The organism is Exiguobacterium sp. s192, from assembly GCF_018618795.1.
Taxonomy (GTDB): Bacteria; Bacillota; Bacilli; order Exiguobacteriales; family Exiguobacteriaceae; genus Exiguobacterium_A; species Exiguobacterium_A undae.
This window is the reverse complement of sequence record NZ_JACSMS010000010.1, coordinates 26703-52344: the sequence shown is the minus strand read 5'-3', so window position 1 is coordinate 52344 and position 25642 is coordinate 26703. Positions and strand designations below refer to the sequence as shown.

The following is a 25642-nucleotide window of genomic DNA, read 5'->3' as shown; positions in this document are numbered from 1 at the left end:
GGCAGATCTAAATCTGCTGTCCTTATTTTTTTATTCACGTTTGATTCATTCATCCACATGCAACACCAAAAACATCCGGTGGTCATCCTCGGCATGATACGGTGAGACCGGTCCAAGCTGAGGAGCATAGACATCAATCCGGTACGGCGCCTCCTTAAATGCTAAAGGCGTCTGTTCCTTGATGAGCCGTCCGATCTCGTCCGCCTGTTCTTTGACGCTGATCAGGCTGTCACTCCGCTCGATTGGTGCCTCAATGACAAATCCAGCGATTCCTTCAATGCGGGCACAACGGACAAATCGACGTAAGGACGGCAAGGCCGCCTCGACATGTGCCTCAAGCGGCAGATCTGCTTCATGAGCAGGTGCTCCCCACAGACGTTCCGTGTTTCCCGTGGCACTTCGGAAGTGATCAATCGTCAATTCCGTCACCGGATCCCGGGTCAACGCAAACCGTGCCCGGTCCCGCTGTCTGTTTTTCGCATTCGTTTGATCGATTTCTGTTAAGAGATCCAGTTCAAGTGGTCGGGCCAACCGGAACAGCTCACGTTGCAAACGGGCCAACGAAGTTCCGATTGGAATGATGTCTTCCGTCTTTTTCGGTGGTTTGTCTCCTTCATAACCGTTCATCACACGGGCGACTTGCCCCGCCTCATGGACGAGCCGGTAAAACGAGCCCGGTTCCTGATCGTGTTCTGTGCCGAGCTCCCGGTGTTGACCTGCCAAGTCTGTCACGTATTGATTCGACAGACACGTCGAGATCATCAGCACATCGACAAGTTCCGCTTTTAATGCCTGATGGTCGGCTGCCTCAAGCGCTTCGCCGACTTCGCCCACTTCCTCGATCAGTCGGGCCAAACCGGACAATGGACGAAAGTACCCGCCGAGCGCTCGGATTGTCTCGTCAACCTTTTGTTGAAGACGTATCATCTCCTGCATCACGTTGCACCTCCGTCAATCCTTTCACCAGCTGCTCTTCTGTTTGTTGCTTGAATCGTCGGTTAAACTGTTGGTTCTTGCGCCATTCACGGACCGCCAGTCCGCTTGCAACAGCGAGTGAGACGAGTAATCCAACTTCTTTTCGTTTCATGTCAATTCCTCCTCGTTTGGGTGATACGTTCCTTTGATAAACGTGATATGATGATGACATTCCATACATAGTAAGAGGTGTTGCTTATGTCGACTGAACGTTTGTGGCAATTAGCTCGTTTCCTTGGCGTCATCCTTGCCATCTTTTTCATCGGTTGGCTGATTATTCGCTTGTCTTCTTTCATGTACCCGTTCGTTTTCGCCTTTTTACTGGCTCTGTTTAGTCGACCGCTCGTCGACTTTTTCCAAAAGCGGCTCCGCATCAATCGAGGATGGGGTGCTCTCCTGTCCATCATTCTGATCAGTAGTCTGTTGATCGGATCACTCGTCCTCATCATCATGCAATTGATCCGTGGACTGGTGTTTGTCGCGAACCAGCTGCCGGCACAGATTCAAGAGCTCAGTCTTTATTTCCAAAAGCTCTACAATGAAAAACTGGCACCGATTTGGAATGATGCCTCAGAAGCACTCCGATCGCTCGAACCGTCGCAACAAAATACGGTCCAAAACAGCATTCAATCGCTCGGCAGCTCGCTCGCCAGCGCGATCGGTGAAGGTTCCAAAAACATGGCCGGAATGCTGCAGACGATTTTAGCGACGCTTCCTTCGATTGCACTGATTTTGGTCATCGTGTTGCTCGCCTGGTTCTTTATCGCAAAAGATTGGCACCGGTATGAGATCCGTTTGAAACAATATGAGATGTTGCCGTGGTTCGCCCGTGCTGAATCCGTCGTCACGAGTCTCCGGTCCGCTTTGTTCGGTTATATCAAGGCACAGTTGACCTTGATTACGATTACGTTTTTCATCGTCCTCGTCGGTCTGCTGATCATCGGCGTCGAACATCCCTTTGCGATTGCCTTCATCGCGGCATTCTTCGATATCTTGCCTTACCTTGGAACCGGCTCCGTCTTCTTACCTTGGATTGCCTATTCCATCGTGACCGGCGATACCGGACTGGCAATCGGACTCGGGATTCTGTACGCGCTCGTGATTTTGCAACGAAACATCATGGAACCAAAGATTGTCGGCGACAATATCGGGATTCAACCGATTACGGCGTTGATCGCCCTGTTTGTCGGAATTCAATTTTTCGGCGTGTTCGGCTTGATTTTAGGACCATTGGTCGCGGTCATCATCAAGGCCCTACACAATGCCCAAATCTTCCACTACCTCTGGTCATTTATCAAAGGATCACCTACACCGTTTCGGTGAAGGTGATCTTTTTTGGTAAGGCGGCATATAACGGCAGACCGGTGACGTCGAGCGGACGATGTTCCGGCACATACGAAACCGGTAATGTCGCTGCGACGGCAAGCAGACAGGCATCGACCCAGTCATCGGTCGCAACGCCCGGTACACGCAACTCCCAGTAAGGCGGACAGTCGTACCGGATCAGAAGTTCCGTCCGTTCGGCCAGCCCTTCGGCTGTCCGTTTATTGTACCGTGCGGGATGACCCGTCAGGCGGGCAAAACAGACTTCCGGATGCGATTCCATCATGCCCGCTTGGTAATGGGTCCGCACCTGGCGGATTTTCGGTAACAAATACCACGCTTGCTTCGATAATCCAAGACCTGCCTGTTGTTTCGAATGGTCATTTGCCGTCTGATAATCGGACTGCTCGAGCGCAGCCAGCAACGGCGCATTAAACACGCTGCTCGTTCGCCCCGGCTTTAATTCCGTTCGCAGCAACTGATCGACCAGCCGGCGTTTGTCTTGTTCCAGTCCAATCGGCATATCAATGTAGATCGTCGTACCGAGCTCGATTTCCGAAAGGGACGATGCCACCATCCAAGAAAACTGACCGTCTTTAATCGATACCGCCACCCAACCGGCTTTCGCCGCGTCAATCCCGGTGACGTCCATTGGACTTCTCCCGTATCATTTTCAAGAGCGACAAGACAGTAAAAACCCCTAAAAAGGTCGCTGCGGCTAAAGTCACTTGATTACGTGAATCGAGATACCAGACGATGCTGATGACGGTCAAAAGGACGAGCACACTGTTAAGCCGCATCATTTTTCTTGTTCGACGAAACGATACAGACTCCGGACCATGACACCGGTCGCACCTTTTGGACCAAGTTCAGACGCCGCTTTTTGCTCGGACGTCCCGGCAATATCGAGGTGGAGCCACGGCGTGTCACCGACGAATTCTCCGACGAAGGCACCGCCAAAGATCATGTGCCCCATCCGTCCCGGTGAGTTGTTTAAGTCTGCGACATCGGAACGACGGACTTGTTTGATGAACTGATCGACGTAGGGCATCTGCCAGATCATTTCGTTCGTTTCTTGCGTCACGGCTTCGAACCGTTCGTACAATGCGGCATCGTTCGTCAAGGCGCCGGTGATTTCTGTTCCGAGAGCCACCAGGACGCCGCCCGTCAACGTCGCAAGATCGATGATCATCTTCGGTTTGTACTCTTTGGCGTAGGTCACAGCATCTGCTAAAACGAGGCGCCCTTCTGCATCCGTATTAAGGATCTCGATTGTTTTTCCCGCCATCGATGTGATGACATCATCCGGCTTAAACGCATCACCGGAAATCATGTTATCCGTCGCCGGAATGACACCTAACACATTTACATTCGGCTTCAGTTGCCCGAGCGCTTCAAACAATCCGAGAACAGCTGCCGCTCCCCCCATGTCACCTTTCATTCCGACAATCCCGTCTTTTGGTTTGATCGAGTAACCGCCCGTATCAAATGTCACACCCTTACCAACGACGGCAATCGGTGCCTCGTCGTCTGCACCTTTATATTCAAGGACAATCAATTTTGGCGGAATCGTCGACCCCTGATTGACGGCAAGCAATGCGCCCATCCCGAGTGCTTCCATCTCTTCTTTTTCAAGAACCTGCAATTCATGTCCGTACCGCTCCGCGATGAAACGCGCTTCATCCGCCAAGGCGGGAGCCGTCAATAAATTCCCGGGCATCGTCACGAGACGACGAGCAAGATTCGTCGCTTCAGCCAGTGCCGCTCCACGTACGACGTCCTGTTCTCCCGCATCCGACCAGATCGTCAAGTCCAGCTCATACGTCGCATGTGTGCTCGTCTTATAATGTTTGACATCGTATGTAGCTAATCCGAATGCCTCCGCAATCAATTCGACCGGCTGATTCGGAAACGTCGTTGCGTCCACTGTCACTTTGGCGAGTTTCCGTGTTTTTAAGAATTGAGCCGCTTTCCCGAGTAACCGGCGAAGTGGATCCGTCGTAAGACCTTCTGCTTTTCCCAGACCAACGAATAGGACACGTTCGACCGTTCCTGTCAGTGTCGGCAATAAACGCAATTCTCCTTGTTTCGTCGAGATGTCGCCTCGGCGCACCCACTCATCCAATCGGTCCGGATAAAGTGACCGGATCCGCTCCTCAACCGGTTGGTTTCCTGAAATGCCGACAACGAGTACTTCGACATGTGCTTGTTGATCTACTTGATTCCATCGCATATGTGTGTCCCCCTTTAGTAATATGTATTAGTATGAAGCGTTTGATCTTATTTTCCAACTGATAGCCCCCGGAAACAACGAAACCGCTCTCATAAAAGACGTTCGTTAATTTGTCGATTTGGAGCGTTTCAAACAATTGTTGCCCGTTTCACAATGTGATAGGATTAAACAGGTGAAAAGGACAGGCACTTCTAGCAAACGGTCATTTGGCAACGACAGAAATGTCTACGTTTTCATTCAAAGGGAGAGTCCGCAAGCGACCCGTTAAGAGAGATGCGTTTATGGGTATCTATAGATAGCAAAGAAATGACGTCGCTGCGGCGAAAAAACTTACTGAAAAGAGGGTAATGCACATGGCACAGCATATCAAAGGAATTGGCGCTTCTGCAGGGATTGCGATTGCGAAAGCATTCGTAATGGAAACACCTGTCTTTGACATTCCGACGAATAAAATCGAGGACTCGGCAGCAGAAAAGGAACGTTTCCAAGCTGCGATCGTCAAATCGAAGGGTGAACTCGAAATCATCCGTGAAAACACGTTACAAGAACTTGGCGCAGACAAAGCAGAGATCTTCTCCGCTCACCTCTTGATTTTGGAAGACCCGGAAATCGTGAGTCAGGTCAACGCGAAGATCGACGATGAGAAAACGAACGCCGCTCAAGCACTTGATGAAGTGTCACAGATGATGGTCATGATCTTTGAGTCAATGGACAACGAATACATGCGTGAGCGTGCAGCCGATGTCCGTGACGTTACGAAACGGACGATGGCCCACTTGCTCGGCATCACGTTCGTCACGCCAGCTCAGATCAATGAAGAAGTCATCATCATTGCAGAAGATTTAACACCTTCAGATACAGCACAACTCAACCGGAAGTATGCAAAAGGATTTGCTACGAACATCGGTGGACGGACTTCGCACTCGGCGATCATGTCCCGTTCTCTTGAAATTCCGGCTGTCGTCGGAACAAAAGTCGTCTTGACGGAAGTCAAACACGGTGATTTCTTGATTCTTGACGGTACGGAAGGTGACGTCATCGTCAACCCTTCAAGCGACCAAATCGCAGAGTATGAAGAAAAACGTTCAGCGTATATCGCTCAAAAAGAAGAGTGGAAAAAACTCAAAAACGAAAAAACAGTTACAGCAGACGGTCATCACGTCGAGCTCGCAGCGAACATCGGAACACCAAACGATGTAAAAGGTGTTCTCGAGAACGGTGCGGAAGCAGTCGGATTATACCGGACAGAGTTCCTCTACATGGACGCTGAAACGTTCCCGACGGAAGACGAGCAGTTCACGGCATACAAAACGGTTCTCGAATCGATGGGCGATAAAAAAGTTGTCATCCGGACACTTGATATCGGCGGCGACAAAGAATTGTCTTACCTCGATCTCCCGCATGAGATGAACCCGTTCCTTGGATACCGTGCGATCCGTCTTTGCTTGGATCAAACAGATCTCTTCCGGACACAACTTCGTGCCCTTCTCCGCGCAAGTGCGTACGGAAAACTTGCTGTCATGTTCCCAATGATCGCGACACTCGAAGAATTCCGTGCAGCAAAAGCACTTCTCTTGGAAGAAAAAGCAAACCTTCAAGCAGAAGGTGTGACGGTTTCAGAAGACATCGAAGTCGGTATGATGGTTGAGATTCCGTCAACGGCTGTCATGGCGAAACAATTCGCGAAAGAAGTCGACTTCTTCTCAGTCGGAACAAACGACTTGATTCAATACACGATGGCAGCTGACCGGATGAATGAAAAAGTTTCATATCTCTACCAACCATTCAACCCAGCGATCTTGAACTTGTTGAACAACGTCATTACAGAAGCACACAAAGCAGGCAAATGGGTCGGCATGTGTGGTGAGATGGCTGGAGAAGAACTCGCGCTCCCGATCCTCCTCGGACTCGGACTCGACGAATTCTCGATGTCAGCTTCTTCTGTCCTTCGTGCACGTAGCTTGATGACTCGCTTAAACAAAGCAGAGTGTGAAGCAATTGTCGAACAAGTACTCGATATGGATACAGCGGAAGATGTCGTCAACTTCCTCAGCACGACATTCGATATCAAAAAATAAGGTGTTTCGGACACGTCCCATATCGGGGCGTGTTTTTTTGTCGCGTCAAAAGGAATTACTGCTTCTCTCAAGTATTGCGCAACACAAATAAGGGACAGATTTTAAAATCCGTCCCACTGTTTCGCTTTAAAGAAATTATTTGATGCACGAGACTCCTACAGGAAAAAGCGCAAGTGCAAACTGCGCTGTCAGAGACAAACAAGACCCGCTTTCCTGCCCACACGGGGCAGGAAAACTGGCTTGTGTCTCGCCTGAGGAAAGCGAGTGCATATCCAAATGATTTCTTTTGAGTTAAATTTTGTTCGTTGATCTTCTTTTTATGCTTGCTTTGTTTTCGGTCGTTCGCCTTGTCCTTCTTTTAAGGTTGGTCGTTCATTTCCCATCAAGAACACAAAGACGACACCGAGCACTGCCGGAATCAATGCCCATAAATAGACGGACGAAATCGATTCTGCAAGTGACGACTTGATGGCATTTGCTACTTCCGGCGGCATCTTCGCGAGGGCCGAAGCCGTCGGGAATTGCCCGCCATCCGGTGCGTTCCCGTTTGGTAACTGTTCACTGATGGTCGATGAGAACGTCCGGGATTGAATGATTCCAAGAACCGTCACCCCAAGCGTCATCCCAATCGTCCGGAACGTGGACCCCATCGAAGTGGCGGCTCCCCGACGTTGCATCTCAATTCCGTTGATACTCGCCAAGTTGAGTAACGAGAAACTGAACCCGACACCAAAACCTAAAATGATCATGTAGATCGTGATGGCTGTTCTCGATGTTTCAAGCGACATCGTGCTTAACAGATAGACGCCTAACAAGAAGAAGACGGCCGAGACGAGCATGACGTTTCGGAATCCGTATTTATTCGGCAGACGTCCGCCGAGTTGTGCCGAGACGACTGATGCGATCAGCATCGGCATCAAGATCAAACCGGAATTGGTCGCACTTCCACCAAACACTCCTTGCACAAAGATCGGGATGAAGACACTGGCAGAGATGAAGACAAATCCGTAAAAGAACGCCACCCCTTGTGTCGCCGCAAACAGTTGGCGTCTAAATAAACTGAATGTAATGACGGGATCCGCCGCCCGACGTTCGATGAAACCAAAGACGATGAAGGCGACAAGTGCTGCACCGAATAATCCTAAAATTTGCGGTGAACTCCAGGCGTAATCTTTTCCGCCCATCTCAAGCGCCAATAAGAACAGGACTAAACCTGCGACTAACGTCACCGCTCCGGCATAATCGATTTTTTGCGTCCGGTGAACCGGTGATTCCTTGTAGAACAGCGAGACGAGCGTCAACGCCAATATACCGAGCGGGATATTGATGTAAAACACCCAACGCCAGTTGATGGCATCGGTCAAGACCGCACCAAGCAACGGTCCGAAAATACTAGAAATTCCGAAGACGGCACCAAATAATCCACTGACCTTCCCCCGCTTTTCCGGTGGGAAAATATCAAAGATGATCGTAAACGCGATCGGCATCAAAGCACCGCCGCCAAGACCTTGAACGGCACGATAAATGGATAATTCAATGATCGAATCCGCCATTCCGCACAGTATACTGCCGGCGATAAAAAGTAACATCCCGAACAGGAAAAATCGTTTTCGACCATACATATCACTCAACTTACCAAAAATCGGCATGCCGGCGACGGTCGCAATCATATAGGCGGAAGTCACCCACGCATATTGATCAAATCCATTTAATTCACTGACAATCGTCGGCATCGCCGTCGCAACGATGGTATTATCCATTGCTGCCACTAAAATCCCGATCAATAAACCCAACACGACATAACGTGTTTTCGTCGAAGTCGTAGCCATCGACTCACCTCTCCCTTGAAAAAATAGCTAATCTTCATAATAGCTTATTCATTGTATCATCATATGTGCAAATTCTCATTACTGAATGTATAACAACAAAAAAAGACACGTTCTCTCCAAAAGAAGAGATCGTGTCTTGCGGAAATCACTTGATATCATACGACATTTTTTCGCCGGCTTCGACTGTTTTTCCAACATCGACCGAGACTTTCCGGTCGCCGCTGTTTGTGACGATGATTGGTGTCAAGAGTGACGGGACGAGTGGTCGGATTTGTTCCAGATCGACGCTTAACAACGGCGAACCTGGTTCGACCCGATCGCCTGCTTTCGCAAGGGCTTCAAATCCTTTTCCTTCAAGCGAAACGGTATCAATTCCGATATGAATCAAGATCTCGTCTCCATTATCCGCAAGGATGCCAATCGCGTGTTTGGTTGGGAAGAAGGTTGTGATTTCACCCGAAACCGGGGAAACGACATATCCTTCTGTCGGCTCAATCGCATAACCGTCTCCCATCATCCGTCCGGAGAAGACTTGATCCGGTACGTCATCGAGCGAACGAATCACACCGCTCAATGGAGAAACATAACCGTCACTCGGTACATAAGCACCGTCTGTTCCGGCTAAGCCCGACCGGTCATCGGTCCGTGCTTCCGCTCCCGTCGGCACTTGTGGAATCGGATCTGCTTCCGGTTTGACCGGTGGTTTATAGTTCGGATCGTTCATGATTTCTGCCATCTCGGTCTTGATGCCATCCGACTTCGGACCGAAGATCGCTTGTACGTTGTCTCCGACTTCAAGGACACCCGCGGCACCCAACTGTTTCAACCGCTCTTTGTTGACGCCCGACTTATCGTTGACGGTAATCCGGAGCCGCGTGATACAGGCATCCAAGTGTTTGATGTTCGAGGCACCGCCAAAGGCTTGCAGAATTTCATACGGCAATTCGCCTGCCGTTGCACTTGATGTCGCAGCTCCTTCTTGAATCGCTTCGCGTCCGGGAATCTTTAAATCGAACTTTTTGATGACGAAGCGGAAACCGAAGTAGTAGATGACCGCGAAAGCAAGTCCAACCGGTATGACAAGCCACCAGGAGGTCCGGTTCGGTAAAATACCAAATAACGTGTAATCAATTAATCCCCCGGAGAATGTCATCCCAATCTTGACGTTCAAAATGTCCATGATCATGAACGATAATCCGGCAAAAACAGCGTGAACCGCAAACAACAATGGTGCCACGAATACGAATGAGAACTCAACCGGCTCGGTGATCCCTGTCAAAAACGATGTCAGGGCAGCGGAGAAGTATAACCCTTCGACCGCTTTCCGGCGGTCTTTCGCGACGGTATGGTACATCGCAAGACAGGCAGCCGGAAGTCCAAACATCATGAACGGATATTTCCCGGTCATGTATGTCCCGGCTGTGAACGGAACCCCGTCTTTCAACTGGGCGAAGAAAATCCGCTGATCCCCGTTGACGATCGTACCGGCTTTATCCGTATACTCGCCAAACTGGAACCAGAAACTTGAATACCAAATGTGGTGCAGACCAAACGGAATAAGAGAACGTTCGACTAATCCAAAGATGAAGGCAGATAACGTTTCATTTGATTCGATGATCGTTTTCGAGAACGTATTGATTCCCGTTCCGATCGGCGGCCAAATGTAAGACAGCGCAAAACCAGCGACTAAACTAAATAGCGCTGTAGCAATCGGGACAAACCGTTTACCGGCAAAGAATCCAAGGAAGTCCGGCAATTTAATTTTAAAGAATTTATTATAGCTGTACGCCGCTATCAATCCGGCGATAATCCCTCCGAATACCCCCATTTGCAGGGTGGGTATCCCTAACACGGTGGCATACGATAAGTCACTCGACTGCTGTGCTTCTGTAATCTTTTCCGGTGTAATCTGTAAAAACGAACTGATGACCTTGTTCATGATCAAGAATCCAACAATCGCGGCTAATCCTGCGACCCCTTCACCATTCGCAAGACCAATCGCAACCCCGACGGCAAACAATAATCCTAGATTGGCAAAGATGATATCCCCGGCATCCTGCATAACCCGCCAAATGACGACCAGTGCGTCATTTTCGAGAAACGGAAGATACTGCGTCAGATTCGGGTTTTGAAACGCCGTACCAAACGCCAGGAGAAGCCCCGCTGCCGGTAGGATCGCAACCGGTAACATCAACGCTTTACCGATCCGTTGCAACACACCGAACACATTTTTCCACATCAGTGATTTCCCTCCTTTTTTTGACCAGACTACTTAGTTCATACCCTTAATGTTTCTTGCGCAAAACTATTTGTTTCATATTTATTTCCATAAAAAAAGAACCTTTCCGAATCGGAAAGGTCCTTTAGCGCATTAGACTGATTTTTCTTGTTTACGTGAGTTGATGACCGCTTGAATTTCAGATTTAATGTTATCTGATTTTGGTCCGTAGATTGCTTGAACGTTGTTACCAACCTCAAGAACACCTGCCGCACCTAATTTTTTCAATTCGTTTTTATCAACTTTTGATTTATCAAGAACTTCAACACGAAGACGTGTGATACATGCGTCAAGGTGTTTGATGTTTGATTCAGAACCGAGTGCATCGAGGATACCTGCTGCAAGCTCAGATCCTTGAGCCATTGACGTTTCTTGTACTTCGTCTTCACGACCTGGTGTTTTCAAGTTGAACTTGCGGATTGCGAAACGGAATCCAACGTAGTAAACAACTGCGAGAACAAGACCGACGACGATGACGAGCCACCACTGCGTACGTCCTGGAAGGACACCGAAGAGAAGGAAGTCAATCAATCCACCTGAGAATGTCATCCCGATTTTAACGTTCAAGAGTTGCATTGTCATGAACGAAAGACCTGCGAAGACTGCGTGAACTGCGAACAAGATTGGAGCAACGAATAAGAATGCGAATTCGATTGGCTCTGTGATACCTGTTAAGAAAGCTGTAAGTGCTGCTGATCCAAGAAGACCACCAACGACTGCGCGACGCTCTGGGCGTGCTTCGTGGTACATTGCAAGTGCTGCTGCTGGAAGACCGAACATCATGAACGGGAATTTACCAGTCATGAACGTACCAGCTGTTAATTCAACGTTATCTTTTAACTGAGCGAAGAAGATTGCTTGGTCACCACGAACGACGTCTCCTGCTGCATTCGTGTACGAACCGAATTCGAACCAGAATGGTGCATAGAAGATATGGTGAAGACCAAATGGAATCAATGAACGTTCAATGAGACCAAAGACGAAAGCGGCAAGCGTCGGGTTTTTCTCCATCATGAAGTGGGAGAATGTGTTCAACCCGTCTTGAGCGAACGGCCAAACGAAAACAAGTACAAGACCTGCGAACAATGAAACAACTGCTGTAACGATTGGAACAAAACGTTTTCCTGCGAAGAATCCGAGGAACTGCGGCAATTCGAGATTATGATACTTCCCGTAGGCCCAGGCGGCGATTAAACCGATAATGATACCACCGAAAACACCTGTTTGAAGCGTTGGAATACCAAGTACGTTGGCATATCCTTGACCATTTGCCACCATTTCTGGTGTAACGCCGAGCCAAACGCTCATCGTTTTGTTCATGATCAGGAATCCGACGATAGCAGCAAGTCCGGCTGCGCCGTCTCCTGCTAATCCGATCGCGACACCGACGGCGAATAAGAGTGCTAAGTTACCGAAGATGATATCTCCGGCTGCTTCCATCAATTTTGCAACCTTGATGATTGCATCATTTTTTAAGAACTCGAGTTTTGACGTCAAGTTCGGATTTTGCATGGCGTTACCGAATCCGAGTAAGATACCGGCAGCAGGCAAAATCGCAACAGGAAGCATCAACGCTTTACCAACACGTTGAAGAACAGCAAAAATCTGTTTGAACATGTGTGTTTCCTCCTTTTGATGTAAAAACTAAAAATAATGAATAATACCAATGACGGGTTGAAAAAAGTCAGACATCCGACCGATTTTTACAGAAAAAAATCAGGCACGAGCGGATTGTAGACAAAATACACTTATCCCGCGAAAAAATCTAACGGAAATAAACCATTTTGCCCGACATCCCACTCATGCCTGATCGTATCAGTAACACGTAGTCCGTGCGGTCATTTACCTAAATCGTACTGCACTAAGCGTTGCAGATGCATCGTAAGATACGTCGCTTCACCGCGCGGTACCGCTTTCTTCAGCTGACGTTCCATGATGGACATCAGCTCCCAAGCAGTATCATAGCACAGCGGATATTCTTCACGCAATAGCTTTTCTACTTTTTCTGGCGCCTCTAGATACTCCCCATTGGAAACCCTTTCAATCGCCGAACGTAAGTGGCGGATTAAGCGCTTGTAATCCAATGATTTTCGGTCGATTTTGATCTGCAACCGTTGCTCGATGTGACTGGCAATCAATCCGACCAATTGATGATGCCGGTTCACTTCGAGAACATCTTTGAAGTTCGTCGCCGAATGGATATGAAGGGCGATGAACCCGGTTTCGGCCGGTGGTAAATAAAAATTCATCTCCGCACTGATGAATTCGACGATTTCTTCTGCCAGCGCGTATTCTTCCGGATACAACGCTTCCGTTTCCGCGAGAAACGGATTCGTCACTTCCATTCCTTGCTCCAAACGTTTGAAGGTAAACGTCAAGTGATCCGTCAATCCGATATGAATATGTTCATCAACACGTTTTCCGAACCGTGTCTCAATCATGGAAACGATCTCGTTCATCAAAGCGATGAAGTTTTCATCGAGATGCCCGACGAGTGCTTTGTACTGCGCCTGCTCGTCTTTATCTTTTAACGTATAGACTTTTTCCAGCTTCTCAAGATCCGTTAGTTGATCGCCTGGCTTCCGACCGAAGCCAATCCCTTTCGCGAGGATAATGACTTCCTGATTCGCACCAGTCGAACAAATGACGACATTATTATTCAAGACCTTGATAACGTGGTACATTTGTTTATCCATTCGCTCTCAACCCTATCTGCTCTTACACATTTTTTTAAAAAGACACTGTTTTTATTATAACGTGTTTTAACGCACTAAAAAAGTCTACTTACTCAAGTAGACTTTAAAACATTTGGTAACCGCTTTTACGCAGGAAGCGAATGGACATACCGGCGATGATAATTCCGGCAAGACCGGCTGCAAACATCGTGACATCTGCCGTCTGCAGACCCATGATCCGTTCACCCAAATTCGGAATCGCTTCGCGTGCATTCGTGAAATAATCGAGCGTCGATTGATTATCAATCATCATGATGATGATCAACGGATACAACACAAGCATGATCCACGTACTGCGTAACAACATGTTTAAGATAAAACCGATACTAAAGAACATGACGAGATAAAGAACACTCCCGATCACGGCTTGAATGATATGCATACTGTTCCCCCTTTGAATCTCTTTTAGTATAACCGACAAAAAAGGCAAATGCACGAGTGTACATTTGCCTAAAACGTGAACTTAGAATTTACCTTTTTTGATGGCAAGACCAATTTTTTTGAGCTCAAGGAAATGCTTGTTGTCGATGACTTTTTTCATGAATGATGCATTGCGACCGTAAATCTTCTTACCGAAGACCATGCCGATGCCGTCTTTATGACCAAGTGAAGCGACCGTTCCTTTGTTCTCGTATGTGAATGTCGATGTTTGACGTCCACCGATCAGTGCCGAAATGTTCTCAGCCACTTTGTGTGCTTGTTGTGTCGCGATCTGAGCTGTCGGCGGGTACGGGCGGTTTGAAGCCGGATCCATAACAGCTGAACAGTCACCGATCATGAAGACATTTTCATGTCCAGGAACACGGAGGTCTTCTGCGACGACGACACGGTTACGCATCGCTTCAAAGCCAGATGCTGCAACAACCGGGTTACCGCTGACGCCACCTGTCCAGATGATTGTGTTCGCTTCGATTGTTTCTGTTGTTTCACCTTGGAGCGGTCCGAATGTCACGCTGCCCGGTGCACATTCCTTGATGCCGTTACCGAGTTTGAACTCGATGCCTTGGCGCTCAAGCCATTTGTGTGCGTAGTTAACGAGATCCGCATCAAATCCAGGAAGGACCGTTGGAGCCGCTTCAATATTGACGACACGAACGAGTTCGCGTGGGATATCATATTGTTTGCAAAGTTCCGGAATCCGGTTAACGAGTTCACCCATGAACTCAATACCCGTAAATCCAGCACCACCGACGACGATCGTCAAGAGTGAACGGTTTGTTGAACCCGTCGTTTTGTACTCTGCGAATGAGTAGTCGATGTGTTCCTTGATTTTTCGGACACTGTTCAATGAACTGATCGTTAGAGCGTTCTCTTTCAACCCTTTAATGCCGAATGTTTCAGGAACGCCACCAAGCGCCACGACGACATAATCGTAAGGGACTGTTCCACCGTCGACGAGCTTCACTGTGTTGCTTGCCGTATCGACCTTCTCGACGATACCTTTGACGAGTTTGACACGTGAAGGATTGATGACATCATTGATGTAGATACGCGCTTGTTCAGCAGACATCGTTCCCGCTGCTGGTTCGTGCAACCACGTTGTTTGGTAATGATAATCGTGTTTGTTGATTAAAGTGATGTTCGCTTGGTCAACGCCAAGTTTTTTTTGAAGGTTGACTGCTGTGATCAATCCACCGTAGCCGGCTCCAAGAATAACAATGTTTGGTGTGTTCATGTTCTGATACCCCTTACGCTTAATAGTTTTGTTGTGATTTTCTTCACATTCAATTGCAGATAAATGCTCAAAAACTTTGTTCAAATAATGTTCACACGTCTATACGTTCATTGAACCATTTTCTATCATAGATTGCAAAGTAAAAATATGCAATCCCTGAAAAAAATGTGAGATGTCCCGCACTTGCCACATGGAACCCATCTTCCTATATAATAGGAGTATCCAACTTTAGGAGGGACTCAGATGCACCAACCATATGATGTAACGATTATCGGCGGTGGTCCAGTCGGACTGTTCACCGCTTTTTACTCAGGCATGCGTCAGATGAAGACGAAAGTCATCGAAAGTCTGCCACAACTCGGTGGACAACTGGCGACGCTTTATCCTGAAAAATATATATACGATATTGCCGGCTTCCCGAAAGTCAAAGCACAGGATTTAGTCGATCGTCTGCTCGAACAGGCAAACGAATTTGATCCGACCTATGTCCTCGGCGAGACAGTGCTTGCTTATGAGCGTCTCGATGACGGACTGATCCGCCTCGTGACGAATAAGGGAGAGCATTACACGAAAACCGTCATTCTGACGGCCGGAAACGGCTCGTTTGCCGCCCGCCCGCTCGGCGTTGCCGATGCAGAACGGTTTGAGACAAGTAACCTGCATTACTTCGTCAACGAGATGGACCGCTTCAAAGACCGTCAAGTCGTCTTGCTCGGCGGCGGCGATTCCGCCGTCGACTGGTCCTTGATGCTTGAGCCGATCGCCAAATCCGTCACGCTCGTCCACCGTCGTGATAAATTCCGGGCTCATGAACATACGGTCGAATTGTTGCATAACTCGTCCGTCAATGTCATGACACCGTATACGCTCGAATCGGTCACAGGGGATGACAGCATCGAGACGCTGACGTTTAAACATGCCGAAACGGATGAAGTCATCGTCGTCGGCGCAGATGATGTCGTCTGTAACTTCGGTTTCGTTTCCTCGCTCGGACCACTCAAGGAGTGGGAAGTCGAGTTCGAACGCAATTCGATCCGCGTTAACTCGAAGATGGAAACAGCGATTCCCGGCGTCTTTGCCTGTGGGGATATCGCGACTTATGACGGTCGTGTCAAATTGATTGCGACCGGTTTCGGAGAAGCTCCGATTGCCGTCAACCAAGCGAAGTTGCTTGTTGACCCATCAGCCCGTCATCCGCAACACTCCACAAGTCTTTTTGAAAAAGTTAAAAACCATTAAGCATGACCCAACAGCAGCGTCACCTCGATTTCCGGATCGAAGTGACGCTGCTTTTTTTGGCTTATAGATTGGATGATCGTCAGAGCATGATTCGATACGTGTACTCCATCAGTTGTTTCCCGCCCCGCTCGATCCGTTGTTCAAAAACGAGACGTCCGCCGAAGCGTTCATAAAAGAAACGGGACGGATTATCCGCCAACACGTGGACGAGGCAAGAGGAGAAGCCTTGCTGCCGCAAATCTTCTAGGACATGATCAAACAACCGCTTCCCTGTCCCTTCTCCTTGATGAGTCTTCAAAAGATAGAGCGCGTACAACTCTCCTTCCGTCCCTTTGCTCCCCCTGCTTGGTCCACCGTTCGCAAATCCGATGACTTCGTTTGTCTGATCAAGCGCAACGAAGACCGGACCTTCGGTAAGACTTTTCCGCCAACCCGCTTCCCGGTTCTCCGCTGATAACTGATCGAGATACGCCTCCGGAATAATTTCCCGGTACGTTTCCCGCCAGGATGCAACATGAATCCGGGCAATCACAGCAGCGTCTTCAAGCACCGCTGCACGAATCAAAACAGGCGTCCTCATAACGAAATGATGAAGCGACGTGTCTCGCGTCCATTGCGAACAGTCGGGTCGATTTCCTGACCACCGTTCGCTACGATGACACGGCACGATGCGAAATTGTCGACGCCACACGTCAGCAATACTTGATCGAGTCCCCGCTTTCGTGCTTCCTCGAGTGCGAGCCGAAGTCCTATCGTTGCATATCCTTTCTTGCGCTCGGACGGTCGGATCCCGTATCCGATATGCCCGCCGTACAACTTCAAATTTTCCGTCAAGTCATGTCGGAAGTTCAACGCACCGACAATCCGTTGTCCGTCGACCATCCAGTACGTTGAATGCGTAACACGTCCCGGTCTCACTTCCGATTCCTCCGCTTCTTGCTCAGAGAAATAGGCTGCGAGCGGTTCATACGTATCTCCGACAACTTCCGGTACGATTGTTTCTCCCGATTCTCGCCAGTCTTCTAAAAAGGCACGGTATTCTTTTTCCCATGTGACCGTTGGTTTCATTAATTGCATCATTTGTGGTTACGAACCTCCTCTTCAATGAGTCGATCGAGCCAGTCGTCGACATGTTGGAATAAATACCCCGCTTGTTTTGCGGCTGTCGTATCCATATAAAAATCGTGATCCGGTGCCAATGGGGACGGATCGTCTCCCTTCGTTTCAAACCGGGAGGTCGTCTTCGCCACGCGATCAATTTTATCCATTAAGTCCTGAATCGATAACACGCCGTCACTTGCTGCATTGATTGGTCCGGTCATCGTCGACCGACCGCACCATTCGAGGAAGGCTGCCGCTTCATAACTCGAGATATAACCCATCTTCGCATATAAATTTTCAGCAACGATCGGTTGATCGGCCAAGGCCCGTTTAATATGGAACACCAGTCGTTCCGTATAATCGTCCGGTCCTAGGACGACCGGGAATCGAACGGCGATGACCGGGAAAGTCGCCCGTTGGAAAAAGTAACTTTCGGCCTGACGTTTTCCTTCCCCGTAATCATGTTCTTTTTCCAAGTCATATTTCCCGGGAAACGGATTGTAAGTCCGCTCTGAGATGTTTGTTCCACCCTGCTCATAAACGGACATCGTCGACGTTAAGATATAACGGCCGACTTTCCCTTCAAAAGCATCCACCGCAAGCTTCGCCTGATAGGGATTAAAGCAGATATTGTCATAGATGATGTCCCAGTTCTGACTCCCAAGATCCTTCATCGTACTGCTTGACGTCCGGTCTCCCTTAAAAAATGTCAAGCCCTTCGCGACCGGCGGTGTATGCTCGCCGCGCGTGACAATCGTCACATCATCCCCCGATTCCGCAAGCCGTAATGCCAACCGTCGACCAAAGTAACGTGTTCCACCAAAAATCAGTACTTTTCGCATCGATAGTCCTCCCTCGTCATGGCGTTCTAACGTTCTTGTTAGTCCTTCTCCATGCACACCGTGAAGTCCTGTTCCTCTCGCTTTGAAAACAAAAAAACCGCAGACGGCATCGTCTGCGGTGAAACGGATTAGATTAACATCCGCCGGGTGTACCGGCATTTGTTGCGGTCCGGAACGACGTCCCGCATCCACATGTTGCAATTGCGTTCGGATTCGTGATCGTAAATCCACCGCCGAGCATCGATTGTTTATAATCTACTTCCAGTCCTTTGACGACCGGATAATCTTTTTGATCGACGATAACTTTCACCCCATGTTGCTCAAAGGTTAAGTCAGTCTCCTTTTGGCTGTCAAAGCCCATACCGTAGGAGAGACCACTGCATCCGCCGCCTTGAACGAGCATCCGCAGATTCTGTTCATCGTTCGGCGCCTGCAACATCATCTCTTTGACTTGGAGTGCGGCCGCTTCTGTTAAATGAATCATGTCATCACCTTCCCTTTTTTATCAGTATACGCAATTTCAGAGGGAATCGAAACCTAGTTGCTTGAAACTATCTTGAATTCGTTGTATAAAGGAGTTGTATCAAAAAAAATTAAATCGTTCCATCTTCAGGGCAGGGTGAAATTCCCGACCGGCGGTAAACAGACGATTCGTCTGAAGCCCGCGAGCGAATAGGGCGCTATTTGCTGATTCTGTGTGACTCAGGAGCCGACAGTATAGTCTGGATGGGAGAAGATGGCGGCATGTTTCTATTTCTTGAACCGATTTTTGCAAAAATCGTTCAGGCTTAGTTTACTGCGGACTTCTCCCCTATCGAACACTTTTCGATGGGGGTTTATTTTGGACGCAGCCATGCCAATACTTCATCGAGAGGAACGAGCAAAAGGAGATTATACTCGTATGAAACGCACACAAAAGATGGTCACGTTATCCATGTTAGGTTCAATTTCGTTTGTTCTCATGTTACTCAACTTTCCACTGCCGTTTTTACCGAACTATCTGAAGATCGACTTCAGTGACGTTCCCGCTTTGATCGCTGCCATCATGTTCTCACCGATTGCAGGTGTCATCGTCGAAGCACTCAAAAACGTCCTGTACTACATCTTCCGCGGAAGCGGTGTTCCGGTCGGAGAGCTCGCAAACTTCGCCGCCGGTGTCGCCTTCATTCTTCCGGTCAGTTGGTTCTACCATAAAAAGAAATCTACAAAAGGTCTTGCAACCGGTCTCGTCGCAGGTACGATCACGATGGCACTTGGTCTTGCAATCCTCAACTATATCTTAATTCTTCCAGCGTATGCTTGGTTCTTCGGAATGGATTACATGTTGGATCCAGCCGTCAAATGGACGACGATCACGGCCGGTATCCTGCCGTTTAACATCATCAAGGCGATGTTCATCTCAGCACTCTTCATTCCGCTGTTCTTGAAACTCAAACCATGGATGATGCGTCGCCAACAATCCTTCTAAGTCCGAAGCCGCGCCCGCTGACAGACACGAATCCCCGGTCTCATTTGAGACACGGGGATTTTTTTAGAGCTCGTTTTCTTCGATTTTCTGATAAATCTTTTCAAGCAGTTCTTCCGGTGTCTCTCCGACAACGGTTTCGCCATCGACCAGACAAAAATGATCGAGTGAGCAGATCCCGCAATATCCGAGGCAACCATATTCGACGACATCGACATTCGGGTCCCGTTCGAGTTGTTGCATGACGACCTGGGTCCCTGTCGCTAAGTTACTGATACAAAATTCAATAATCGGATTCACTTTTTTTCCTCCTTCAAGCAGGAATTATCTTTCCTCATGTCGTATTATACAAGGTCAGACTGATTTAGGGGAACTAAGGGGGATTTTAAGTTATGAAGCAACTGGTTGTTTTAGGTGGCGGATACGGTGGGATGCGGATTTGTGAACGATTTAAGGATGAAGAGGTCGCTGTGACACTCGTCGATCGTTTACCGTATCATGCCTTAAAAACAGAATATTACGCACTGGCTGCCGGAACATTGTCGGATCGGGATGTCCGAATCGCATTTCCGGAAGGAGAACACCTCACATATAAATATGGTCACGTCGTAAAGATTTCACCCGAGACGAACTCCGTCCATCTGCAAGACGGTACGGAACTTTTTTATGATGATTTAGTCATCGCTTTAGGGTGTGAAGACAAATACCATAACATACCGGGCGCACAAGAGTTTACGTACAGCATCCAGACACTCGAGGAGTCACGGAAAACACAACAAGCGATCTGCGGACTTTCTCCGGGGGCGATCGTTTCGATCGTTGGAGCCGGTCTCTCCGGTGTCGAACTGGCAAGTGAACTGCATGAAAGTCGGAAAGATTTAAAAATCCGGTTATTCGACCGCGGTCCGTCCGTCTTGTCCTTCCTCTCGGATAAAGTATCGACATACGTCCAGGAATGGTTCGAAGAGCACGACGTCGAAGTCATCAACAATTCCAACGTCACGTTCGTCACAGCGGATGACGTCCAAAACGGGGATGACGCCTATCCGTCGAACTTGACGATTTGGACAGCCGGCACGCAACCGGTCAAAGTCGTACGAGATCTTGGGTTTGAAGCAGACAGCGGCGGACGGATTAAGCTGACGGAACACCACCATGTGCCGGAACATGAAAATGTCTTCGTCATCGGGGACTGTGCCAGTTTACCGTATGCTCCAAGCGGTCAGCTCGCAGAACATCAAGCCGATCAAGTCGTCGATGTCCTGCAGGCGAAATGGGCCGGCAAGAAGTTGCCGAAACTGCCGGAAATCAAGTTACGCGGGATGCTCGGATCACTCGGGAAATCAGACGGATTCGGAATCGTCATGGGGAAACAGGCGCTGACCGGAAAAGTCCCACGCCTGTTGAAGTCCGGCGTGCTCTGGAAACACAAAAAAATCAAATAAGAAAACGGCGCCGGTCATTCCGGGGCCGTTTTTTCAAGTCTCGTATCGATTGCCTGAGTGATTTTTTTCAATTGGACGTACCCTTCGTCGATCATCTCACCGTCAAGCAGGACGAGCGGATAAAAATAGACATCGTCTTTTATGGCCAGAATCCAGTCGTCTTCGATCGGCGCGGCTTCGAAATCGACATATTCAAACGTCAACGCCGTCTCATATTTCCGTCCGAGAACGGCCTGCAGCCAACTGTAGGTCTCTTCCGAACTTGGTGCCCCGACGCAGCTCGGACACGTCTGTGCGGCGCCATATACTTTGATTTCCATCACTTGTCCTCCTCTTCCTGTTGCACTTCTTTTATAGTATACAAGTTTTCCAGATTGAGAACATTTTTCAACCCTGTTACAATGATGCTATAAGAAAGGATGTGTTTACGCATGGAAATGTTTGATCAAGTAAACGAAGTACTCGAAAAATTGCGTCCGTTCCTTCTTCGTGACGGAGGAGACGTTGAACTCGTAGATGTAGAAGACGGTATCGTCAAACTCCGTTTGATGGGAGCTTGCGGCAGCTGCCCAAGTTCAACAATCACACTGAAGGCTGGTATCGAACGTGCCCTGCTTGAAGAAGTAGCCGGCGTCGTTGAAGTCGAACAAGTCTTCTAAATCGTTAAAATCCCCACTGACATCCGTCAATGGGGATTTTTTTGTTTACAGAATCCATTCCGCCAATGTATCGACCATATACGTCGGTTGAGCATCCTGCCCTTGAATGAAGACCGGCGTATGGACACCGGAGTTAACGTGCATCGTGCGGATACCGCCATTGATGCCGAACAGAATGTCCGTATGGTAGTTATCGCCGATCATGATGAGGTCTTCTTTCGCGAGACCAATCATCTCAGCTGCGATATTGATCATCACCGGTTCAGGTTTCCCGATATAAAACGGTTCTTTTTCCGTCGTTACCCGTAAAACGGACGTCAACGCACCATTCCCCGGTAAAAAGCCACGCTCGGTCGGAATCGCGATATCTCCGTTCGTCGAGATGAAGCGGGCTCCTGCACGAATTGCCAGTGCTCCGATTGCTAACTTCTCATACGTGATTTGACGATCGAGACCGATGACGACATAATCGGCATGCTCGTCTGCGACGACCTGTAAGCCTTGACGCTCGAGGGCATCAATCAATCCACCTTCTCCAATCGCATAGACCTTCGCACCCGGATCGAGTTCTGCGATGTAGCGACCTGTCGCCATCGCACTCGTCAAGACGTGCTCCGCGTTCGAATGGACACCCATGCCACGTAATTTTTCAGCGACCGCTTCCGCCGTCATCGAGGCATTGTTCGTGACGAACAGATACGGCACCCCTTTCTCTTGCAGACGGTTTACGAAATCAACCGCTTCTTTGACGGGTTCTGTCCCGTTATACATCGTTCCATCCAAATCAAACAAATATCCTTTTGCTTTCATCCTGGCTCACTCCTCATTTGGTAAAAATGCAGAGACCGGTCCGAGTTCTGTTTCTAAATAGTGTCGGACGGCTTCCGGAAAACGACGCAACTGCGTTTCTTCTTCCAAAAGAACACTCCGGATCTCTGCTGTGCTCGATGTCGTAAATTCACGGACAATCCGTGTCCGCAGGGCGACGATCCGTTTCAGACTCGTCGCAAGCGGCGCATCCACGACCCGTTCATCTTCTAAAATCATGACGATATCTTCATAACTTCCCGGATCACGCATGATGAAACCATCAATCATACTGTTCCCCACATCGATGATACTTTCAATCACCAAAAACCCGATCCGTTCCCACGCCAGTGAAATCGTCAACGCATCCCCTGTTAATTCCTTGCTTTGACGCAGCGCGGTTTCAAAACAAACCACCGTTTGTTCAATCTTTTCACGATTTACGAAATACATCCAGTATTCCCCCTCACATCCTTCATTTTAGCTCTATCCGCGGGACATGAAAAGCAGAAAGGCTGTTTGCATCACATTCCTCAATGTGTTATCCTCAATTTAGATTTTTACGAAAATAGTATGTCACATTAGGTGACTTGGAGGTTATTCATAGATGGAACGGGAATTAGCATTAGAAATCGTCCGAGCAACAGAAGCAGCAGCATTAGCATCCGCCAAGTGGATTGGTCGCGGGAAAAAGAACGAAGCCGATGATGCGGCAACGACAGCGATGCGCGAAGTCTTAAATACCGTCAACATGGCAGGAACCGTCGTCATCGGCGAAGGGGAACTCGACGAAGCACCGATGTTATTCATCGGCGAACAGGTCGGGACGTCAAACGGACCAGTCGTCGATATCGCCGTCGATCCGCTTGAAGGGACGAACATCGTCGCCAAAGGTCTCGGTAACGCGATGGTCGTCATTGCAGTCGCGGATGAAGGTGCCCTGCTCCACGCACCGGATATGTACATGGATAAACTGACCGTCGGACCGAACTTAAAAGGACATGTCTCACTCGACGATCCACTCGAAGTCATCATTCAAAAAGCAGCGGAACTGAATCAGAAACGGATTGAAGACGTCACCGTCATCATGCAGGACCGTCCGCGTCATGATCATTTCCGGGAAGCAGCGATGCGTGTCGGCGCTCGTGTCCGTCTCTTTGAGGACGGCGACGTTTCAGCAGGAATCGCTCCGCTTTCTCCTTCAACCGGAATTGACATCTTCATCGGAACGGGCGGCGCACCGGAAGGCGTCATCACAGCGGCTGCCGTCAAGGCAATGGGCGGTGACATGCAGGCCCGTCTGCACCCGATGAATGAGGAAGAAACGGCACGTGTCATCCGGATGGGGCTTGCCGATCCGCTGCAATTGTTGACACTCGACGATCTGATCAAAAGTGACGACTGCATCTTTGCGGCAACCGGCGTGACGACAGGGGAGATGCTCGACGGCGTCCGCTTCTTAACGGACGATATCGTCGAGACGACGTCACTCGTGATGCGTTCAAAAACACGGACGATCCGGAAGGTCATCGCAGAACACAGTCTTTCGCGTAAACCGTACTTGCAAAAAGTTCCCCAAACCCTTTAATCTAAGCAGAGATGAAGGAAATGAGGGAACTGACAGATGATGCAAGAACGTGATTTTTTATATGATGAAGTCGAACAAACGAAAACCCGGTTTGTCTGTTGGATTGGCGAGACGAGCCGCTTCGATTTAGCCATCACCCACTCCGAACACTTCTTCGGAAAGATCTTGGTGTTGAACCTCTTATCAAACCGGTTTGCGATCATCGGTCCGGACGATTTTGACGAGCCGGGCTACATCGCCCATGCCTTTGATTTAGAAGATGAGGCGGCCGACGAACTCGAGGGCTACCTGCGCGACTACATCGGTCTATAAAAAAACAGCCAGCTCCTAAGGGAGTTGGCTGTTTTGCTGTTACAGTAACCGGTCGTTCCGCTCATTGAGCGTGTTTGGACCACTGAAAACGTTGGTATTATCCGATTCATCGTGGGCTTTCCGTTCAGAATGTTGATCCGCTTCATCGCCGACGAGTAAGACGAATTGTCCCTCTTCCGCTGCTTTGTTGGCACGGTTGACATCATCTTTCGTCAATCCGCTCGCTTCAAGCACATCGTGGTTTGAAGAAGACCCGGCACTGTCCTTTTTAAAGATGCCTTTGATCTCTTGCCACAGATTCATGTGTTCTTCTTGCGTCAGACGCGTCGACGTCTGCTGGTTTTTTAAATCCGCCAATTCCTCAATCTGCTCTAAATCATAACGATCGTGAGCAACGACTTTTAGATCAGTAGAAATGACACCTGCAACACGTAAATCATGGACAGCACTGACGACTTCTGGTACCGAATGATAGATCCCGACGATTCTCATGGATAGTTCCCCCTATAGGTGCGTGATACTATACTATTAGCCGAAAACACCCAATCAGAAACATCCTTTCAGATGTCATTTTGATTACTGCTCATCCTCTGTCTCTTCTTTCGCCGCCGAGAACTTCCGTTTCAGTTTTAACGTATTCGCTGAAGATCCGTCGAAGCGAGGTGGTGCTTCTTCTCCTTCTACGAATTCCATCCGTTTGACGATAAAATATGCACACCCGAAATTGCAGTATTCGTACAAATAATCCGCCACGTGGGAGATTTTTGTATCAAACGTTGCTTTTTCATGGTTGTCGTCATAGAAACCACGGAGACGCAATTGCCCGTGTCCCCAATCTCCGACGATGTAGTCGTATTTTTCGAGCACATCACTAAACCGGCCGATGAAGGCTTCTTCGTTGAATCCTTCTCGTTTTTCTTCGACGATTTCATATCTTTCACGATTGACTTGTATCATTTTTCCACCCCCTGCTTCCTTTATCTTACCATAATCATACTTGAAAACGAATCGTCAGACAGCAGAAAACCGTCCTCGCACGTAGCGTGGACGGTCCTTGA

29 protein-coding genes and 1 riboswitch are annotated in these 25642 nt (G+C 48.7%); of the genes, 8 read left to right on the top strand and 21 right to left on the bottom strand.

What is annotated here, in order from left to right; all coding sequences use genetic code 11:
* Positions 1 to 45 precede the first annotated feature (45 nt).
* Both KNP87_RS13895 and KNP87_RS13890 read right to left on the bottom strand, forming a co-directional pair.
* On the bottom strand, positions 46 to 936 hold the full coding sequence (locus KNP87_RS13895) for a MazG nucleotide pyrophosphohydrolase domain-containing protein (protein ID WP_251135628.1): 891 nt from the start codon (positions 934 to 936) through the stop codon (positions 46 to 48).
* On the bottom strand, positions 902 to 1087 hold the full coding sequence (locus KNP87_RS13890) for a hypothetical protein (protein WP_026832256.1): 186 nt from the start codon (positions 1085 to 1087) through the stop codon (positions 902 to 904). The genes KNP87_RS13895 and KNP87_RS13890 overlap by 35 nt, the downstream gene beginning before the upstream one ends.
* Positions 1088 to 1173: 86 nt before the next feature.
* On the opposite strand from KNP87_RS13890, the gene ytvI reads away from it, so the two are divergent.
* Positions 1174 to 2298, top strand: a complete 1125-nt coding sequence (ytvI, locus tag KNP87_RS13885; RefSeq protein ID WP_026832255.1) for a sporulation integral membrane protein YtvI — start codon at positions 1174 to 1176, stop codon at positions 2296 to 2298.
* Here ytvI and KNP87_RS13880 read toward each other — a convergent pair.
* Genes KNP87_RS13880 through KNP87_RS13870 form a run of 3 tightly spaced genes read right to left on the bottom strand, consistent with a single transcriptional unit; the run spans position 2282 to position 4531 of the window.
* Positions 2282 to 2950 (bottom strand): DUF429 domain-containing protein, encoded by a 669-nt coding sequence (locus KNP87_RS13880; protein ID WP_214722062.1) that lies wholly within the window; start codon positions 2948 to 2950, stop codon positions 2282 to 2284. The genes ytvI and KNP87_RS13880 overlap by 17 nt on opposite strands.
* On the bottom strand, positions 2931 to 3098 hold the full coding sequence (locus KNP87_RS13875) for a hypothetical protein (RefSeq protein ID WP_214722061.1): 168 nt from the start codon (positions 3096 to 3098) through the stop codon (positions 2931 to 2933). The genes KNP87_RS13880 and KNP87_RS13875 overlap by 20 nt, the downstream gene beginning before the upstream one ends.
* On the bottom strand, positions 3098 to 4531 hold the full coding sequence (locus KNP87_RS13870) for a leucyl aminopeptidase (RefSeq protein ID WP_214722060.1): 1434 nt from the start codon (positions 4529 to 4531) through the stop codon (positions 3098 to 3100). The genes KNP87_RS13875 and KNP87_RS13870 overlap by 1 nt, the downstream gene beginning before the upstream one ends.
* Positions 4532 to 4884: 353 nt before the next feature.
* On the opposite strand from KNP87_RS13870, the gene ptsP reads away from it, so the two are divergent.
* Positions 4885 to 6609 (top strand): phosphoenolpyruvate--protein phosphotransferase, encoded by a 1725-nt coding sequence (gene ptsP, locus KNP87_RS13865; protein WP_214722059.1) that lies wholly within the window; start codon positions 4885 to 4887, stop codon positions 6607 to 6609.
* Positions 6610 to 6926: 317 nt separating this feature from the next.
* Here the strand turns inward: ptsP and KNP87_RS13860 are convergent, their stop codons facing one another.
* From KNP87_RS13860 to KNP87_RS13835, 6 genes are all read right to left on the bottom strand, one after another.
* The gene (locus KNP87_RS13860) at positions 6927 to 8438 is read right to left on the bottom strand and encodes an MDR family MFS transporter (protein ID WP_026832251.1); all 1512 of its coding nucleotides are present in this window, start codon (positions 8436 to 8438) and stop codon (positions 6927 to 6929) included.
* Between the two features lie 145 nt (positions 8439 to 8583).
* Positions 8584 to 10677 carry a glucose-specific PTS transporter subunit IIBC gene (gene ptsG / locus KNP87_RS13855; protein ID WP_026832250.1) on the bottom strand — a complete coding sequence of 698 codons (2094 nt, stop codon included), beginning with the start codon at positions 10675 to 10677 and terminating at the stop codon, positions 8584 to 8586.
* A 132-nt stretch (positions 10678 to 10809) separates the two neighbouring features.
* Entirely contained in the window at positions 10810 to 12333 is a 1524-nt protein-coding gene (gene ptsG / locus KNP87_RS13850) for a glucose-specific PTS transporter subunit IIBC (RefSeq protein ID WP_026832249.1), read from the bottom strand.
* Between the two features lie 221 nt (positions 12334 to 12554).
* A complete protein-coding gene (gene glcT, locus KNP87_RS13845; RefSeq protein ID WP_026827654.1) occupies positions 12555 to 13412 on the bottom strand; it encodes a glucose PTS transporter transcription antiterminator GlcT in 858 nt (285 codons plus the stop codon).
* A 103-nt stretch (positions 13413 to 13515) separates the two neighbouring features.
* On the bottom strand, positions 13516 to 13833 hold the full coding sequence (locus KNP87_RS13840; RefSeq protein WP_026832248.1) for a YuiB family protein: 318 nt from the start codon (positions 13831 to 13833) through the stop codon (positions 13516 to 13518).
* Positions 13834 to 13914: 81 nt separating this feature from the next.
* Positions 13915 to 15126: an NAD(P)/FAD-dependent oxidoreductase gene (locus KNP87_RS13835; protein WP_214722058.1), complete on the bottom strand. Its 1212-nt coding sequence runs from the start codon at positions 15124 to 15126 to the stop codon at positions 13915 to 13917.
* 243 nt (positions 15127 to 15369) lie between these two features.
* On the opposite strand from KNP87_RS13835, the gene KNP87_RS13830 reads away from it, so the two are divergent.
* Positions 15370 to 16365, top strand: a complete 996-nt coding sequence (locus tag KNP87_RS13830) for an NAD(P)/FAD-dependent oxidoreductase (protein ID WP_026832246.1) — start codon at positions 15370 to 15372, stop codon at positions 16363 to 16365.
* Between the two features lie 79 nt (positions 16366 to 16444).
* Here KNP87_RS13830 and KNP87_RS13825 read toward each other — a convergent pair whose 3' ends face one another.
* From KNP87_RS13825 to KNP87_RS13810, 4 genes are all read right to left on the bottom strand, one after another.
* Positions 16445 to 16930 (bottom strand): GNAT family N-acetyltransferase, encoded by a 486-nt coding sequence (locus tag KNP87_RS13825; RefSeq protein WP_214722057.1) that lies wholly within the window; start codon positions 16928 to 16930, stop codon positions 16445 to 16447.
* 11 nt (positions 16931 to 16941) lie between these two features.
* Positions 16942 to 17445, bottom strand: coding sequence for a GNAT family N-acetyltransferase (locus KNP87_RS13820; protein WP_026832244.1), 504 nt, complete (start codon positions 17443 to 17445; stop codon positions 16942 to 16944).
* Complete coding sequence (locus KNP87_RS13815) at positions 17442 to 18308, bottom strand: NAD-dependent epimerase/dehydratase family protein (RefSeq protein WP_026832243.1); 867 nt, start codon at positions 18306 to 18308, stop codon at positions 17442 to 17444. Before KNP87_RS13815 ends, KNP87_RS13820 begins: the two co-directional genes overlap by 4 nt.
* A 133-nt stretch (positions 18309 to 18441) precedes the next feature.
* Complete coding sequence (locus KNP87_RS13810) at positions 18442 to 18792, bottom strand: HesB/IscA family protein (RefSeq protein WP_026832242.1); 351 nt, start codon at positions 18790 to 18792, stop codon at positions 18442 to 18444.
* Between the two features lie 117 nt (positions 18793 to 18909).
* Positions 18910 to 19050, top strand: a riboswitch (FMN riboswitch).
* Positions 19051 to 19209: 159 nt separating this feature from the next.
* On the opposite strand from KNP87_RS13810, the gene KNP87_RS13805 reads away from it, so the two are divergent.
* Positions 19210 to 19776, top strand: a complete 567-nt coding sequence (locus tag KNP87_RS13805) for an ECF transporter S component (protein WP_026832241.1) — start codon at positions 19210 to 19212, stop codon at positions 19774 to 19776.
* Between the two features lie 63 nt (positions 19777 to 19839).
* On the opposite strand, the gene KNP87_RS13800 is transcribed toward KNP87_RS13805, so the two are convergent.
* Positions 19840 to 20073: a YuzB family protein gene (locus KNP87_RS13800; RefSeq protein WP_012371187.1), complete on the bottom strand. Its 234-nt coding sequence runs from the start codon at positions 20071 to 20073 to the stop codon at positions 19840 to 19842.
* A gap of 92 nt (positions 20074 to 20165) precedes the next feature.
* Between KNP87_RS13800 and KNP87_RS13795 the strand changes: the two genes are divergently transcribed.
* A complete protein-coding gene (locus KNP87_RS13795) occupies positions 20166 to 21218 on the top strand; it encodes an NAD(P)/FAD-dependent oxidoreductase (RefSeq protein WP_214722056.1) in 1053 nt (350 codons plus the stop codon).
* Positions 21219 to 21232: 14 nt separating this feature from the next.
* Here the strand turns inward: KNP87_RS13795 and KNP87_RS13790 are convergent, their stop codons facing one another.
* Positions 21233 to 21538 (bottom strand): DUF1462 family protein, encoded by a 306-nt coding sequence (locus KNP87_RS13790; RefSeq protein WP_214722055.1) that lies wholly within the window; start codon positions 21536 to 21538, stop codon positions 21233 to 21235.
* Between the two features lie 111 nt (positions 21539 to 21649).
* On the opposite strand from KNP87_RS13790, the gene KNP87_RS13785 reads away from it, so the two are divergent.
* Positions 21650 to 21877, top strand: a complete 228-nt coding sequence (locus KNP87_RS13785; RefSeq protein WP_012371190.1) for a NifU family protein — start codon at positions 21650 to 21652, stop codon at positions 21875 to 21877.
* A 45-nt stretch (positions 21878 to 21922) separates the two neighbouring features.
* Here KNP87_RS13785 and KNP87_RS13780 read toward each other — a convergent pair whose 3' ends face one another.
* Both KNP87_RS13780 and KNP87_RS13775 read right to left on the bottom strand, forming a co-directional pair.
* Positions 21923 to 22687 (bottom strand): TIGR01457 family HAD-type hydrolase, encoded by a 765-nt coding sequence (locus tag KNP87_RS13780; protein ID WP_214722054.1) that lies wholly within the window; start codon positions 22685 to 22687, stop codon positions 21923 to 21925.
* 6 nt (positions 22688 to 22693) lie between these two features.
* Positions 22694 to 23137 carry a DUF86 domain-containing protein gene (locus KNP87_RS13775; RefSeq protein ID WP_026832237.1) on the bottom strand — a complete coding sequence of 148 codons (444 nt, stop codon included), beginning with the start codon at positions 23135 to 23137 and terminating at the stop codon, positions 22694 to 22696.
* A 154-nt stretch (positions 23138 to 23291) separates the two neighbouring features.
* Here KNP87_RS13775 and glpX point away from each other — a divergent pair, with 154 nt between their 5' ends.
* Positions 23292 to 24272 (top strand): class II fructose-bisphosphatase, encoded by a 981-nt coding sequence (gene glpX / locus KNP87_RS13770; protein ID WP_026832236.1) that lies wholly within the window; start codon positions 23292 to 23294, stop codon positions 24270 to 24272.
* Between the two features lie 36 nt (positions 24273 to 24308).
* On the top strand, positions 24309 to 24584 hold the full coding sequence (locus KNP87_RS13765) for a DUF3055 domain-containing protein (RefSeq protein ID WP_035387577.1): 276 nt from the start codon (positions 24309 to 24311) through the stop codon (positions 24582 to 24584).
* Positions 24585 to 24623: 39 nt separating this feature from the next.
* On the opposite strand, the gene KNP87_RS13760 is transcribed toward KNP87_RS13765, so the two are convergent.
* On the bottom strand, positions 24624 to 25076 hold the full coding sequence (locus KNP87_RS13760; protein WP_026832234.1) for a general stress protein: 453 nt from the start codon (positions 25074 to 25076) through the stop codon (positions 24624 to 24626).
* 84 nt (positions 25077 to 25160) lie between these two features.
* Positions 25161 to 25541, bottom strand: a complete 381-nt coding sequence (locus tag KNP87_RS13755; RefSeq protein WP_026832233.1) for a YutD family protein — start codon at positions 25539 to 25541, stop codon at positions 25161 to 25163.
* Positions 25542 to 25642: the final 101 nt, after the last annotated feature.

Coding starts and splice junctions, on each gene's coding strand:
- KNP87_RS13895 (WP_251135628.1), bottom strand. CDS start 936: ATGCAGGAGATGATACGTCTTCAACAAAAGGTTGACGAGACAATCCGA.
- KNP87_RS13890 (WP_026832256.1), bottom strand. CDS start 1,087: ATGAAACGAAAAGAAGTTGGATTACTCGTCTCACTCGCTGTTGCAAGC.
- ytvI (WP_026832255.1), top strand. CDS start 1,174: ATGTCGACTGAACGTTTGTGGCAATTAGCTCGTTTCCTTGGCGTCATC.
- KNP87_RS13880 (WP_214722062.1), bottom strand. CDS start 2,950: ATGGACGTCACCGGGATTGACGCGGCGAAAGCCGGTTGGGTGGCGGTA.
- KNP87_RS13875 (WP_214722061.1), bottom strand. CDS start 3,098: ATGCGGCTTAACAGTGTGCTCGTCCTTTTGACCGTCATCAGCATCGTC.
- KNP87_RS13870 (WP_214722060.1), bottom strand. CDS start 4,531: ATGCGATGGAATCAAGTAGATCAACAAGCACATGTCGAAGTACTCGTT.
- ptsP (WP_214722059.1), top strand. CDS start 4,885: ATGGCACAGCATATCAAAGGAATTGGCGCTTCTGCAGGGATTGCGATT.
- KNP87_RS13860 (WP_026832251.1), bottom strand. CDS start 8,438: ATGGCTACGACTTCGACGAAAACACGTTATGTCGTGTTGGGTTTATTG.
- ptsG (WP_026832250.1), bottom strand. CDS start 10,677: ATGTGGAAAAATGTGTTCGGTGTGTTGCAACGGATCGGTAAAGCGTTG.
- ptsG (WP_026832249.1), bottom strand. CDS start 12,333: ATGTTCAAACAGATTTTTGCTGTTCTTCAACGTGTTGGTAAAGCGTTG.
- glcT (WP_026827654.1), bottom strand. CDS start 13,412: ATGGATAAACAAATGTACCACGTTATCAAGGTCTTGAATAATAATGTC.
- KNP87_RS13840 (WP_026832248.1), bottom strand. CDS start 13,833: ATGCATATCATTCAAGCCGTGATCGGGAGTGTTCTTTATCTCGTCATG.
- KNP87_RS13835 (WP_214722058.1), bottom strand. CDS start 15,126: ATGAACACACCAAACATTGTTATTCTTGGAGCCGGCTACGGTGGATTG.
- KNP87_RS13830 (WP_026832246.1), top strand. CDS start 15,370: ATGCACCAACCATATGATGTAACGATTATCGGCGGTGGTCCAGTCGGA.
- KNP87_RS13820 (WP_026832244.1), bottom strand. CDS start 17,445: ATGATGCAATTAATGAAACCAACGGTCACATGGGAAAAAGAATACCGT.
- KNP87_RS13815 (WP_026832243.1), bottom strand. CDS start 18,308: ATGCGAAAAGTACTGATTTTTGGTGGAACACGTTACTTTGGTCGACGG.
- KNP87_RS13810 (WP_026832242.1), bottom strand. CDS start 18,792: ATGATTCATTTAACAGAAGCGGCCGCACTCCAAGTCAAAGAGATGATG.
- KNP87_RS13805 (WP_026832241.1), top strand. CDS start 19,210: ATGAAACGCACACAAAAGATGGTCACGTTATCCATGTTAGGTTCAATT.
- KNP87_RS13795 (WP_214722056.1), top strand. CDS start 20,166: ATGAAGCAACTGGTTGTTTTAGGTGGCGGATACGGTGGGATGCGGATT.
- KNP87_RS13790 (WP_214722055.1), bottom strand. CDS start 21,538: ATGGAAATCAAAGTATATGGCGCCGCACAGACGTGTCCGAGCTGCGTC.
- KNP87_RS13785 (WP_012371190.1), top strand. CDS start 21,650: ATGGAAATGTTTGATCAAGTAAACGAAGTACTCGAAAAATTGCGTCCG.
- KNP87_RS13780 (WP_214722054.1), bottom strand. CDS start 22,687: ATGAAAGCAAAAGGATATTTGTTTGATTTGGATGGAACGATGTATAAC.
- KNP87_RS13775 (WP_026832237.1), bottom strand. CDS start 23,137: ATGTATTTCGTAAATCGTGAAAAGATTGAACAAACGGTGGTTTGTTTT.
- glpX (WP_026832236.1), top strand. CDS start 23,292: ATGGAACGGGAATTAGCATTAGAAATCGTCCGAGCAACAGAAGCAGCA.
- KNP87_RS13765 (WP_035387577.1), top strand. CDS start 24,309: ATGATGCAAGAACGTGATTTTTTATATGATGAAGTCGAACAAACGAAA.
- KNP87_RS13760 (WP_026832234.1), bottom strand. CDS start 25,076: ATGAGAATCGTCGGGATCTATCATTCGGTACCAGAAGTCGTCAGTGCT.
- KNP87_RS13755 (WP_026832233.1), bottom strand. CDS start 25,541: ATGATACAAGTCAATCGTGAAAGATATGAAATCGTCGAAGAAAAACGA.